The organism is Amycolatopsis sp. NPDC057786 (genome assembly GCF_042797905.1).
Lineage (GTDB): Bacteria > Actinomycetota > Actinomycetes > Mycobacteriales > Pseudonocardiaceae > Amycolatopsis.
The window spans coordinates 18,913-31,590 of the sequence record NZ_JBHVKW010000058.1; the positions used below are offsets into that span (position 1 = coordinate 18,913).

The 12,678-nt window shown below is 68.8% G+C and carries 12 protein-coding genes; 5 read left to right on the plus strand and 7 right to left on the minus strand.

Annotated elements, in window-relative coordinates; genetic code table 11:
- The first annotated feature begins 17 nt into the window (after nucleotides 1–17).
- Both ACFVM3_RS26025 and ACFVM3_RS26030 read left to right on the plus strand, forming a co-directional pair.
- Nucleotides 18–1,757, plus strand: coding sequence for a glycerol-3-phosphate dehydrogenase/oxidase (locus ACFVM3_RS26025; protein WP_378442553.1), 1,740 nt, complete (start codon nucleotides 18–20; stop codon nucleotides 1,755–1,757).
- Between the two features lie 100 nt (nucleotides 1,758–1,857).
- Complete coding sequence (locus tag ACFVM3_RS26030; protein ID WP_378442618.1) at nucleotides 1,858–3,321, plus strand: aldehyde dehydrogenase family protein; 1,464 nt, start codon at nucleotides 1,858–1,860, stop codon at nucleotides 3,319–3,321.
- Nucleotides 3,322–3,354: 33 nt separating this feature from the next.
- Here ACFVM3_RS26030 and ACFVM3_RS26035 read toward each other — a convergent pair whose 3' ends face one another.
- The 3 genes from ACFVM3_RS26035 to ACFVM3_RS26045 are packed head-to-tail and all read right to left on the minus strand — an operon-like array spanning nucleotide 3,355 to nucleotide 4,781.
- Complete coding sequence (locus ACFVM3_RS26035; protein WP_125680141.1) at nucleotides 3,355–3,885, minus strand: GNAT family N-acetyltransferase; 531 nt, start codon at nucleotides 3,883–3,885, stop codon at nucleotides 3,355–3,357.
- A 21-nt stretch (nucleotides 3,886–3,906) separates the two neighbouring features.
- The gene (locus tag ACFVM3_RS26040) at nucleotides 3,907–4,281 is read right to left on the minus strand and encodes a DUF1707 domain-containing protein (protein ID WP_034304743.1); all 375 of its coding nucleotides are present in this window, start codon (nucleotides 4,279–4,281) and stop codon (nucleotides 3,907–3,909) included.
- 41 nt (nucleotides 4,282–4,322) lie between these two features.
- The gene (locus ACFVM3_RS26045) at nucleotides 4,323–4,781 is read right to left on the minus strand and encodes a DUF1707 domain-containing protein (protein WP_378442555.1); all 459 of its coding nucleotides are present in this window, start codon (nucleotides 4,779–4,781) and stop codon (nucleotides 4,323–4,325) included.
- A gap of 147 nt (nucleotides 4,782–4,928) precedes the next feature.
- Between ACFVM3_RS26045 and ACFVM3_RS26050 the strand changes: the two genes are divergently transcribed.
- Nucleotides 4,929–5,351, plus strand: coding sequence for a hypothetical protein (locus ACFVM3_RS26050; protein WP_378442557.1), 423 nt, complete (start codon nucleotides 4,929–4,931; stop codon nucleotides 5,349–5,351).
- A gap of 51 nt (nucleotides 5,352–5,402) precedes the next feature.
- On the opposite strand, the gene ACFVM3_RS26055 is transcribed toward ACFVM3_RS26050, so the two are convergent.
- Nucleotides 5,403–7,193, minus strand: a complete 1,791-nt coding sequence (locus ACFVM3_RS26055; RefSeq protein ID WP_378442559.1) for an acetyl/propionyl/methylcrotonyl-CoA carboxylase subunit alpha — start codon at nucleotides 7,191–7,193, stop codon at nucleotides 5,403–5,405.
- 108 nt (nucleotides 7,194–7,301) lie between these two features.
- A complete protein-coding gene (locus ACFVM3_RS26060; RefSeq protein ID WP_378442561.1) occupies nucleotides 7,302–7,586 on the minus strand; it encodes an SAV_915 family protein in 285 nt (94 codons plus the stop codon).
- A gap of 83 nt (nucleotides 7,587–7,669) precedes the next feature.
- Here ACFVM3_RS26060 and ACFVM3_RS26065 point away from each other — a divergent pair, with 83 nt between their 5' ends.
- Nucleotides 7,670–8,353 (plus strand): hypothetical protein, encoded by a 684-nt coding sequence (locus ACFVM3_RS26065; RefSeq protein WP_378442620.1) that lies wholly within the window; start codon nucleotides 7,670–7,672, stop codon nucleotides 8,351–8,353.
- A gap of 247 nt (nucleotides 8,354–8,600) precedes the next feature.
- On the opposite strand, the gene ACFVM3_RS26070 is transcribed toward ACFVM3_RS26065, so the two are convergent.
- On the minus strand, nucleotides 8,601–9,962 hold the full coding sequence (locus ACFVM3_RS26070; RefSeq protein ID WP_378442563.1) for a dicarboxylate/amino acid:cation symporter: 1,362 nt from the start codon (nucleotides 9,960–9,962) through the stop codon (nucleotides 8,601–8,603).
- A 100-nt stretch (nucleotides 9,963–10,062) separates the two neighbouring features.
- The gene (locus ACFVM3_RS26075; protein ID WP_378442565.1) at nucleotides 10,063–10,689 is read right to left on the minus strand and encodes a Maf family protein; all 627 of its coding nucleotides are present in this window, start codon (nucleotides 10,687–10,689) and stop codon (nucleotides 10,063–10,065) included.
- 166 nt (nucleotides 10,690–10,855) lie between these two features.
- Between ACFVM3_RS26075 and ACFVM3_RS26080 the strand changes: the two genes are divergently transcribed.
- Nucleotides 10,856–12,661: a glycoside hydrolase family 3 protein gene (locus ACFVM3_RS26080; protein WP_378442567.1), complete on the plus strand. Its 1,806-nt coding sequence runs from the start codon at nucleotides 10,856–10,858 to the stop codon at nucleotides 12,659–12,661.
- Nucleotides 12,662–12,678 lie beyond the last annotated feature (17 nt).

Here is a 12,678-nt window from a genome sequence, read left to right on the forward strand (position 1 = left end):
CCAAGGAGGAATGTCACGTGGCAAGCTCTCAGCGCGAAGCCGAAAACAGCCCCGCCAGGCTGGGACCGCTCAAGCGGGAAGAGTCTTGGAAGCGGCTGGGTGAGGACAAGTTCGACCTCGTCGTCATCGGCGGCGGAGTGGTCGGGGCGGGCACGGCGCTCGACGCCGCGACACGCGGCCTTCGGGTCGCCCTCGTCGAAGCGCGCGACCTCGCCTCTGGCACGTCGAGCCGGTCCAGCAAGCTCTTCCACGGCGGGCTCCGTTACCTCGAACAGCTGGAATTCGGTCTGGTGCGGGAAGCCCTGCGGGAACGCGAGCTGATGCTGACCACGATCGCCCCGCATCTGGTGAAGCCGGTCAGCTTCCTGTACCCGCTGACCCACCGGGTCTGGGAGCGCCCGTACACCGCGGCCGGGCTGCTGATGTACGACACGATGGGCGGGGCGCGGTCGGTCCCCGGCCAGAAACACCTGAGCCGCGCGGGCGCGCTGCGGATGGTCCCGGCGCTGAAGCGGTCCGCGTTGATCGGCGGGATCCGTTACTACGACGCGCAAGCCGACGACGCGCGCCACACGATGACCGTCGCCCGCACCGCCGCGCACTACGGCGCCGTGGTGCGCACCTCCACCCAGGTGGTCGGTTTCCTCCGCGAGGCGGACCGCATCTCCGGTGTCCGCGTGCGCGACGTCGAGGACGGCCGCGAGACCGAGATCCACGCCTCCGCGGTGGTCAACTGCACCGGCGTGTGGACCGACGAGCTGCAGCGCCTTTCCGGCGGCCGCGGCCGGTTCCGCGTGCGGGCGAGCAAGGGCGTGCACATCGTCGTCCCGCGCGACCGGATCGTCTCGGAATCCGGCATGATCCTGCGCACCGAGAAATCCGTGCTGTTCGTCATCCCGTGGCGTAACCACTGGATCGTCGGGACCACCGACACCGACTGGAACCTCGACCTCGCGCATCCCGCCGCGACCAAGCACGACATCGACTACCTCCTCGAACACGTCAACACCGTGCTCGCGACACCGCTGACGCACGACGACATCGAGGGCGTCTACGCGGGGCTCAGGCCTTTGCTGGCCGGGGAAAGCGAAGAGACGTCGAAGCTTTCGCGTGAGCACGCGGTCGCGCGCGTCGCGCCGGGGCTGGTCGCGATCGCGGGCGGCAAGTACACGACGTACCGGGTGATGGCGGCAGACGCCGTCGACGCCGCGGCCGTCGATCTTCCGGGCAGGCCGCAGTCGTCCATCACGGACAAGGTGCCGCTGCTGGGCGCCGACGGGTACCACGCGCTGGTCAATCAGGCCGACCACCTGGCGAGCGAGCACGGGCTGCACCCGTACCGCGTGCGTCATCTGCTCGACCGGTACGGCTCGATGGTGCACGAGGTCCTCGCGCTCGGCGAAGGACGTCCGGAACTGCTGAAGCCGCTGGAGCACGCTCCGGACTACCTCGGTGTCGAGGTCGTGTACGCGGCCAGCCACGAGGGCGCGCTCCACCTGGAAGACGTGCTCGCGCGCCGGACGCGGATCTCGATCGAGTACGCGCACCGCGGCGTCGACTGCGCCGCGCAGGTCGCCACGCTGGTGGGCGAAGTGCTCGGCTGGTCGAAGGATGAGGAGAACCGCGAAGTCGAGGTGTACAAGGCGCGGGTCGACGCGGAACGGGAGTCCCAGTCGCAGCCGAGCGACGAGGCCGCCGACGCGTTGCGCTCGGCCGCGCCGGAAGCGCGCTCGGGGATCATCGAACCGGTGAGTTGATCGTCCCCGCCGCGTGGTGTGCCACGCGCGCAGGGATCGTTGCCTGATCCGGTGAATCTGGCATAGCGTCGGGCCGTCTCTCGAGATGGAAGGCGGCCTGCTGGTGTTTCTCGACTCGTCGACGTGGACGGACCGGATCTTCGCCGGAGGTTCCTGGGTGCCAGGGACCGGTGGCGTCCGTGACGTCACGGAGCCCGCGACCGGAGCGGTGCTGGGAAGCGTGGGGATCGCCTCGGCCGAAGACGCCGCGAAGGCGGCGGAAACGGCGGCCGAGGCGCAGCGGGCCTGGGCGGCGACACCGCACGTCCAGCGGGCCGCCGTCCTGCGCAAAGCCGCCCGGCTGTGGTCCGAGCACGCCGACGAGATCCGCTGGTGGAACGTCCGCGAGGTCGGCGCAGTGCCGGGAGTCGCGGGCTTTTCGCTGCACGTCGCGGAGCAGGAGTGCTACGAGGCGGCGGCTCTGCCCGGACGCCCGTACGGCGAACTGCTGCCGAGCGAGGAGCCGCGGCTTTCGATGGCGCGCCGTGTTCCGGCCGGTGTCGTCGCGGTGATCTCGCCGTTCAACATGCCGATCATCCTCGGCATCCGCTCGGTCGCGCCGGCGCTCGCGCTGGGGAACGCGGTCATCCTCAAGCCGGATCCGCGCACCGCCGTCACCGGTGGCGTGGTCCTCGCGCGGATCTTCGAGGAAGCAGGACTGCCGCCGGGGGTGCTGCAGATGCTGCCGGGCGGCGCGGACGTCGGCGAGACGCTGGTGACGCATCCGGCGGTGCGGGTCATCTCGTTCACCGGCTCGACCGGCGCCGGGCGCAAGGTCGGCGAACTCGCCGGGAAGCACCTGAAGCGGGCGCATCTGGAGCTGGGCGGGAACTCCGCGCTCATCGTGCTCGACGACGCGGACGTCGACGAAGCCGCCGGGGTCGCCGCGTTCGGTTCCTTCTTCCATCAGGGCCAGATCTGCATGACCACCGGGCGGCACCTGGTGCATGAGCGGCTCTACGACGACTTCGTCGAGCGGCTGGCGGCGAAGGCGGCCGCGTTGCGGGTGGGCGACCCGGCGCGGGACGAGGTCGCGCTCGGGCCGATCATCGACGCCGGGCAGCGGGACAAGATCCACGAACTGGTCACGGCCAGCGTCGCGGCGGGGGCGCGGGTCGCCGCCGGCGCCGAGTACGACCGGCTGTTCTACGCCGCGACGGTGCTCGCCGACGTGCCGTCGACGGCGCCCGCGGTCGCCAACGAGATCTTCGGCCCGGTCGCGCCGGTCGTGCGGTTCTCCGACGCGGAGGAGGCCGTCCGCCTCGCGACGGCGAGCGAGTACGGGCTCTCGCTGGGGATCGTCACGCGCGATGTCCTCAAAGGACTGGAGCTCGCCGACCGCGTCCCGACCGGGATCGTGCACATCAACGACCAGACGGTCAGCGACGAGGCGAACAGCCCCTTCGGCGGCGTCGCCGCTTCGGGCACCGGAAGCCGCTTCGGCGGCGCGGCGGCGAACATCGAGGCGTTCACCGAGACCCGGTGGGTCACCGTCCGGAACCCGCCGCCGACCTACCCCTTCTGACCGGCAGATCGCGTTTAGCCTGCTAAACGCAGGTCAGGCGGTGCGGCGCCAGCGGATGAGGCGTTCCCCGGTCGGGGCGGGCTCCAGTTCCGGCCCGACCAGGGTGAACCCGCATTTGCGGGCGACCGAGGCCGAAATCTCGTTGGTCTCTTCGTAGCGGTAGCTGACCTCGCGCAGGCCGAGCCCGCCGAAACCGAAGCGCAGAGCCGCGTTGAGCGCGGTGCTCGCGACCCCTTTGCCCCGCGACGCCGCGCGCACCCAGACCGACGCCTCCGCGTACCCGGCGTCGAGATCCAGGTCCCGCAGGCCGACCTCGCCCAGCAGATCCCCGGTCGTCGGCTCGGCCACCGCCCACGAACAGCGCTCGTCACCCGCCCATTGGGCGGCCCGCAGCGCGACGTACTCGGTCGCCTCGTCGAGGTCCCGCAAGCGATAGTTCAGGACGTACTTGCGGTGCGTCGGGTCGGCGAAGGCCGCGACCAGCGCCGGACGGTCGTCGAGGGCCTTGTCCGCCCGCAGTTGCCGCAGGTAGTACTCGCCCGCGTTGATCTCCACCGGTTCCACCCTTCGAGGGTAACCGGCCCTTCAGCGGCGGCGGCTCATGATCAGCGCGACCGCCAGTGGCAGCAGGAAGACGAGGAACGTCCCGCGAGTGAAGAAGAACAGTGCGATCGCGACCGCCGCGGCGATCGGCACCGCGCTGGCCGTCAGCCATTTGGACGGCTGGACCTCGTTCTTCGCGGACGCCTGCGCGACTCCGGGCATCGGAGGCAGGGGGAGCAGCGCGCTGGGGCGGGGCGAGGGCAGGTCGGTGAACAGCGGTTCGAGCTCGCTGGCCATCCTCGCCGCGCTGATCTTCGCCGACCGCGTCCCGAACTCGTCGAGGTCGAGTCTGCCGGTGCGGACATGCTCCTCCAGCGCTTCGAGCGCGTCTTGGCGTTCGGCGTCGCTCAGCCGCATGTCCGGTCTCTCGGCACTCACGTCCCGAGTCTACGGGCGGATCAGCCGTCCAGCTCCCGTCGGCGCCGCTTGCCGAGCTTCTTGTGGGAGTTCTCCCAGCCCTTGCCCCAGATGCCCTCGCCGACGGCGCTGATCCCGATCGGGACGAGGATGAACCACCAGGTGACGCCGGTGGTGATGATGACCGCGATGGTGGCGATGAACAGGATCGGCAGGAGCGCGCCCATGACGCGCTGCATCGGCGGGATGTCCGCCCACGCCGGTTTCTCCGGTTCGCTCACCGCCGTCCCAGGCGTGTCGTAGCGCGGATGCGGTTCCGGCAGGTCGCCGAAGACCTCGGACAGCTCGCCGCGTGTCTTGGCGGCGGTGACCCGGGCGGACCGCTCGCCGAACTCGTCGATGTCGATCCGGCCGGCGCTCATGTGCTCGCCGAGCGCGGCCAGCGCGGACTCGCGATCCTGGTCGCTGATCCGCAGTCGCGGTGACGGAACCTCGCTCACCCTTGCGATGGTAGGCCGGGTGAGGCCCCGCCAACCACGACATCCGTCAGTCTTTTCGCCAGGACGCAAAGGTGTTGTAGCGGTCGCGCCGTGCCCTTCACCCTGGTCACGCGTCCGGGAATCGGGCGTGATCGAGAGGGGGACCTCATGCGGAAGTTCATCACCAAGGTCGCGCTGGCGGCCGGGATCGCGGTCGCCGCGCTGCCGCTCGGCGTGGCGTCGGCGAGCGCCACGACCTCGCCGGAGGGCGATGCCGAGGTGCGCGGTGGCTGCTTGGGCAAGATCTGCGGCACGGTGCTCAACAAGTCCGGCCACGACATCTGGGCGATCCGCACGTTCGACTCGAACGGGCCGAAGCCCGGCACCGAGTGGCGGCGGCTCAAGCCCGGCCAGAAGACCCCGAAGGACCAGGACTGGGACGGCGTCTACGTCAAATGCAAGGCCAAGGGCACCCTGTCCACCTGGACCTTCCCCGGCTTCTGGTGGGACGAGGCGTGGAAGGGCAAGGCGGGCTGGTGGTACAAGATCCGTACCGACCAGGACATCCACGTGGAGAAGCAGTACTGCTGATCCGCCGGTCCCGGCGAGTCCACAATGGACTCACCGGGACGCGCCGGTGGATCAGTCCTTCAGTTCGAACAGCTGGGTGCCCTGCGTCACCGCGGCGCCGACCTCGACCGAGAGGCCGGTGACGGTGCCCGCCTTGTGCGCGGTGACCGGGTTCTCCATCTTCATCGCTTCGAGCACGACGACCAGCTCGCCCGCTTCGACCTGCTGGCCCTCTTCGACGGCGACCTTGACGATGGTGCCCTGCATCGGCGCGGTGACCGCGTCGCCGCTCACCGCCGCCTTGGTGCCGCCCGCGCGCTTGCGCGGCTTGGCCTTCACTGCCGTTCCGCCGCCACCGGCGTCGAGCGAGAAACCGCCGGGGAGCGACACTTCGAGGCGGCGGCCGCCGACCTCGACGACGACGTTCTGCCGCGGCGGCTCTTCCTCGGCCTCGGCGGCTTCCGGCGCCACGAACGGCTCGATGGTGTTCTCGAACTCGGTCTCGATCCAGCGGGTGTGCACGCTGAACCCGTTCTCGTCGCCGACGAAGGCCGGGTCTTCCACGATCACGCGGTGGAACGGCAGAACCGTCGCCATCCCGTCGGCGACCATCTCGGCCAGCGCGCGGCGGCTGCGCTCGAGCGCGTTCTGCCGGTCGGAACCGGTGACGATCAGCTTCGCGAGCATCGAGTCGAACTGGCCGCCGATCACGCTGCCGGACTCGACACCCGAGTCGACGCGGACGCCGGGGCCGCTCGGCGCGACGAACTTCGTCACGGTGCCGGGCGCGGGCAGGAAGCCGCGACCGGCGTCCTCACCGTTGATGCGGAACTCGATCGAGTGGCCGCGCGGTTCCGGGTCCTCGGTGATGCGCAGCTTCTCGCCGCGCGCGATACGGAACATCTCGCGCACGAGGTCAAGGCCCGTGGTCTCCTCGGACACCGGGTGCTCGACCTGCAGCCGCGTGTTGACCTCGAGGAACGAGATCGTGCCGTCGACGGCGACGAGGTACTCGACGGTCCCGGCGCCGTAGTAGCCGGCTTCCTTGCAGATCGCCTTCGCGGATTCGTGGATGCGCTTGCGCTGCTCGTCGGTCAGGTACGGCGCGGGCGCCTCCTCGACCAGCTTCTGGTGGCGGCGCTGGAGCGAACAGTCGCGGGTGCCGACGACGATGGCGTTGCCGTGCTGGTCGGCGAGGACCTGCGCCTCGACGTGGCGCGGTTTGTCCAGGTAGCGCTCGACGAAGCATTCGCCGCGGCCGAAGGCGGAGATCGCCTCGCGCGTCGCGGATTCGAAGAGCTCCGGGATCTCCTCGCGGGTGCGGGCGACCTTCAGCCCGCGGCCGCCGCCGCCGAACGCCGCCTTGATCGCGACCGGCAAGCCGTGCTCGTCGGCGAAGGCGACGATCTCGTCGGCGTTCGCGACGGGGTCCTTCGTCCCTGGCACGAGCGGAGCCCCGGCGCGCAGCGCGATGTGGCGCGCGGTGACCTTGTCGCCGAGGTCGCGGATGGACTGCGGGCTCGGCCCGATCCAGGTGAGCCCGGCGTCGATCACGGCCTGGGCGAAGTCCGCGTTCTCGGAAAGGAACCCGTAGCCGGGGTGGACCGAGTCCGCGCCCGACCGCTTGGCGGCGTCGAGCAGCTTGTCGAAGACGAGGTAGCTCTCGGCCGCGGTGGTGCCGCCGAGGGCGAAGGCCTCGTCCGCGAGACGGACGTGGGGTGCGTCGCGGTCCGGGTCGGCGTAGACGGCCACGCTGGTCAGCCCGGCGTCCTTCGCCGCCCTGATCACCCGTACCGCGATCTCCCCGCGGTTCGCGATCAGGATCTTGGTCACCGGACCACCTGTGCCGGCCTGCTCGGTCACGCCGTACCTCCTGCGTTCGCACGTCGGGCCGCCCCGATGCGGCTCCGCAGCAGTTTACGGAAGTTCCCGCCCCGATTAGTGAGAGCAAGGCCACCCAGTGACCTTCGTTTATACCAGCGCGGAGCGGTGCCGCAGTTCTTCTGGAAGGTCGGAATCGAGCACGATCAGGTCGTACGGCTGGGCCTGGTGGACCCGGCCGAGATGCTCGGATTTGACCAGTGCCCAAGGCTGGTGCGGACCGCAGCACTCGACCAGTCGCTGCACGGTGCTGAAGGCGATCAGCGCCATCCGGCCGTCCTTGGTCGCGCGGAGTTCGATCTCCGCGCTCGTGTAGTCCTTCGGCTTTTTCGCCGTCGGGAGGAACAGTGCGCTGGGCAGTCCGGGGTTCGTCACAGGAACAACATAGACGTGCACTCTGCGCTAGATCACTTACGCTCTCGGATATGCGGACTCAGGAAGCGCGGGCGCCGCGATCCGTGCTGCTCACCGCGCTGCTGGCGGTGGTGGTGACGGCAGGCGTGATCGTGGCCGTCGTCCTGCTCCGCCCCGCCGCTCCCGCGCCCGCCGGTGCCCCTGGCGTGCCTCCGGTGTCCGACGCCGCCCCGAGCGCGCCCGGCGTCAGCTGCGGTGACGCCGCGTGCCGGGAGATCAGCGCGATGACCGTCGGCGGGTTGCCCGTCGTGCTGCTGGCCGACGACGCGGGCAAACAGGGTGTGGTCCGGATCGGGGCGGACACCGTGTACCCGCTGATCGTCAACGACATGGGGGTCACCCTGAAGGGCGATTCTCTGCGCTGTGTCGACGGCACGACGCCGGTGTGCCTGGTGCGTGGGGAAGTGGGCGGGGGCTCGGCGGGCGAGTTGTTCGTCGCGCGCGGCGGGATCTGGCGGGACACCGGGAAGCCGTATTTCTCCGACGCCGGGACGGTCGCCTTGAACGACGTGACCGCCGACGGGATCGCGGACGTCATCGTCGTGCGGCACGAATGCCCCGGCGCGCAGTCCGGTTCGGCGCGGTGCCAGGCGGCGCCGGTGCTCGCGGAGGTCTACGACGTCGCCCGCGGCTCGGTCGGCTGCACGCGTCGGTACACCGCGCCCTCGGAGCTGAGGGGGTGGCCGGATGTGCGGCTGACGAAGGCGGAGCTGAGGGCCTGCCCCTGAGGGAGAGTAAGGGACCTTTGCTATCACTTCTCTTGACGTTGAGAGAAGTGATAGCAAAGGTCCCTTGCTCTCTTTTCGCCGGGCGGCTCCGATGTGCTCGCCTCACTGTGAGGATTTCAGGTCATCTAACGCCCCAAAATCCACACAGTCAGTGCGTGCGACTACGCGGAGTAAGAGGTGTGTGGGTATAGGGACGCTCAACGTCCCTATACCCACACACCCGCCCGCACGCTCACTTCAAAGAACCTCAAGCACCCGCAGCGGCAGGCTCCTTCGCGGAAGTAGCCGCTTCGCCGTCGGGGGTGGGCGAAGGATCCGTCGGCGAGTTGAGCACGTCGTCGTCCAGCAGGCCTTCGCTGCGCGCGACGACCACCGGCACGACGATCTGGCCCGCGACGTTGGTCGCGGTCCGCATCATGTCCATGATCGGGTTCACCGAGTAGATCAGCGCGATCCCGAGCGCCACCTGCTGCGCGTCGAGCCCGATGAACGCGGTGGTCAGGGTCAGCGCGGTCAGCCAGCCGGTGGTGCCCGCGGTGGCCAGGGCGCCGAGCACGGCGACCACGACGATCCCGACGTACTGCCAGATGTTCAGCGAGACACCGGACAGGTTCGCGATGAAGATGGCGCCGATCGCGGGGAACACCGCGGCGCAGCCGTCCATCTTCGTCGCGCTGCCCAGCGGAGTCGCGAAGGCGGCGTACGCGGGCTGGACGCCCAGGTTCACGGCGGACTGCCGGGTCAGGGGCAGCGTCGCGCCCGAAGACTGCGAAGCGAACGCGAACTGGATTGCCGTGCCCGCCTTCGAGAAGAACGTCAGCGGGCTGACCTTCGCCACGAACTGCAGAAGAATCGGGTAGACCACGAACAGCACCAGCAAGCAGCCGACGTACACCGCGAGGGTGGTGGACAGCAGCGGCCGGAACAGGGCGTCACCGTAGTTCGAGACCGCGGCGCCGATCAGGCCGATGATGCCGATCGGGGCGAGCCGGACGACCCAGCCGAGGTAGCGCTGGATGATCTCGAAAACGCTGGTGGTGAAGTCGACGAATGGCTTGGCCTTGTCGCCGAGGCTGTAGGCGGCCGCGCCGATGAGCACGGCGAGGAACAGCACCTGCAGCGTCTCGCCCTCGGTGAAGGCGGTGAAGAAGTTCTTGGGCAGCAGGCCTTCGACGAAAGCGCTCCAGGAACCCCAGTTCTCGGTGCTCTTGGCGGCCTTGTCCGCGTTCTTCGCCGTCGCGGCGACACCTTCGCCGAGCCCGCCGCTGCCAGGGTTGAACAGCTTCGCGACCGCGATGCCGATCAGCGACGCGATGAACGACGTGATCGCGAACCACAGGACGGTCTTGCCGCCCAGCCGCGCGGCCTTCTTGCCGCCACCGAGATTGCGCAGGCTGTTGATGCCGACCACGATCGCCGTGAAGACCAGCGGGATCACCGCGATCTGCAGCAGCGTGGTGAAGATCGTGCCGATCTGGTCGAGCAGGTCGGTCAGCCAGCTCGCCTCGGTCGTCCTGGCGAGCACGCCGAGCAGGGCGCCCACGACGAGCGAGCCGAGGACCGCCGCCGCGAAGACCTTTGGCCTTGTATAGGTCCGAATGAAAGACACGGGGCGACTCCGGTGCGTGAAGGTTTCCTGATTTCCCGAACGTGAAGAACGCTCGGCGAAGCAGGACTCTTCCGGACCACCCGATCGTGTGGGAGTCGTCTCAGGATGTGGAACGCGTCCACAGTTCGATGACGCTTACGCCGACCTCGGCCAGCAAACGCCGGGTCAGCGGCAGGCTGATCCCGATGACGCTCGAGAAATCGCCGTCGATTCCCTCGATGAACCAGCCGCCGAGACCGTCCAGTGTGAATCCGCCCGCCACCTGAAGCGGTTCCCCGGAAGCGATGTACGCCTCGATCTCTTCTTGCGAAGGTGTGCCGAAGCGGACAGTGGTGCCTTCGGTGCCAGACGTTTCCTTCGTCTTCACGCCGTTTTCGACGCGGATGATCGCGTGGCCGGTCAGGAGTTCGCCGGTTTTGCCCGCCATCGCCGCCCAGCGTTCGCGTGCAGCCTCCGGCGTGATCGGCTTCCCGACCATTTCGCCGTTGATCGACAACATCGAATCGCAGCCCACGATGACCATGTCGCCGTGGCCGCCGAGTGCCTCGAAAACCGCTTCGGCCTTCGCGGCGGCGAGCGCGCGGACCAGCTCCTCGGGGGCCGGATCGGTCAGGGACGCGGCGACGGCGTCCTCGTCGACGCCGGACACGACGACGCTCGGGTCGAAGCCGGCGGAACGCAGGACACCGAGACGGGCGGGGGACTGGGAAGCAAGGACGAAACGCACCTCAGGAAGGTACTCGACGGCTCGCTGTTGCCTAATTGTGACCTGGGACACCCGAACGTGGAGTTAGTTTGTTGTGGCGCGCAACATATGGATTGTTCGAGCTACGGAGGAACCAATGTCGTCCCGCCTCCGCGTCAGAAGATCACTTCGCACGACGCAAACCACAGTGCTCGCAGGACTGCTCCTGGCCGGTTCGGCCCTGTCGCCGGTGGCGTCCGCCACCACGGGCCCGGTCTACAAGAATCCCCACGCTTCGACCTCCGCGCGGGTGAACGACCTGCTCAAGCGGATGAGTCTCGACGACAAGATCGGCCAGATGACCCAGGCCGAACGCGGCGCGGTCACCCCCGAACAGGCCGCCGCGCTCAAACTGGGGTCCTTGCTTTCCGGCGGTGGCTCGGTGCCCGCCAGCAACACGCCGAACGGGTGGGCCGACATGGTCGACTCGTACCAGAGAGCGGCGATCTCGACGCCGCTCGGTATCCCCACGCTCTACGGCGTCGACGCCGTGCACGGCCACAACAACGTCTACGGCGCGACGATCTTCCCGCACAACATCGGCCTCGGCGCGGCCAACAATCCGCGCCTGGTCGAGAAAATCGGCCGCGCGACGGCGCTGGAAGTCGCCGGGACCGGACCGCAGTGGGACTTTTCGCCGTGCCTGTGCGTCGCCCGTGACGATCGCTGGGGCCGGACCTACGAATCCTTCGGCGAATCCCCGCGCGACGCCATCGCCAACGCGTCGGCCATCACCGGTCTCCAGGGGCGCAGGCTCGGTGAGAAACCGGGATCCGTGCTCGCGACGGCGAAGCACTACATCGGCGACGGCGGCACGACGAACGGCGTCGACCAGGGCAATACCGAGATCGGCGAACGCGAACTGCGCCGGATCCACCTCCCGCCGTTCCGGGAGGCGATCGACCGCGGCGTCGGCTCGGTGATGATCTCGTTCTCCAGCTTCCAGGGTGTGCGCATGCACGCCGAGAAGTACCTCATCACCGACGTCCTCAAGCGGGAATTGCGGTTCTCCGGCCTGGTGATCTCGGACTACAACGCGATCAACCAGATCGACGGCAAGGAAGGCTTCACCCCCGAAGAGGTGCGGCTCTCGGTCAACGCGGGCATCGACATGTTCATGGTGCCGTGGGACGCGCCGCAGTTCATCGCCTATCTCAAGGCCGAAGTCGAAGCGGGCCGTGTTTCCCACGACCGGATCGACGACGCGAACCGCCGCATCCTGGCGGAGAAGTTCAAGCTCGGCCTGTTCGAGCGCCCGTACACCGACCGTTCGCTCCAGAAGACGTTCGGCAGCAAGGAACACCGTGAACTGGCCCGGCAGGCTGTCCGTGAATCCCAGGTGCTGCTGAAGAACGACGGTGTGCTGCCACTGGCGAAGAAGAACAACAAGATCTTCGTCGCGGGCAAGAACGCGAACGACATCGGCAACCAGGCGGGCGGCTGGACGCTCACCTGGCAAGGCCAGAGCGGCCCGGTGATCCCGGGCACGACCATCCTCGACGGGATCAAGTCGGGGGCGGGGAAGGGAACCACGGTGACCTATGACCGTGCGGGTAACGGAATCGACGGCAGCTACAAGGTCGCCATCGCCGTGGTGGGCGAAACGCCGTACGCGGAAGGACAGGGAGATCGTCCGAACGGCTTCGGACTCGACGCGGAAGACCTCGCCACGGTCGCCAAGCTGAAGGCCTCCGGGGTCCCGGTCGTCGTGGTGACCGTGTCCGGGCGCCCGCTCGACATCGCTCCGCAACTGCCGCAGTTCGACGGGCTGCTCGCCGCTTGGCTCCCTGGCAGCGAAGGCGCCGGCGTCGCCGATGTCCTTTACGGCGACTACAACCCGACTGGGAAGCTGACGTTCAGCTGGCCGACCAGCGCGGCGCAGGAACCGGTGAACGTCGGTGACGGCAAGAAGGCGCTGTACCCGTACGGCTACGGCCTGCGGTACCGCCGGTAGGCCTCGTGAGTGGTAGG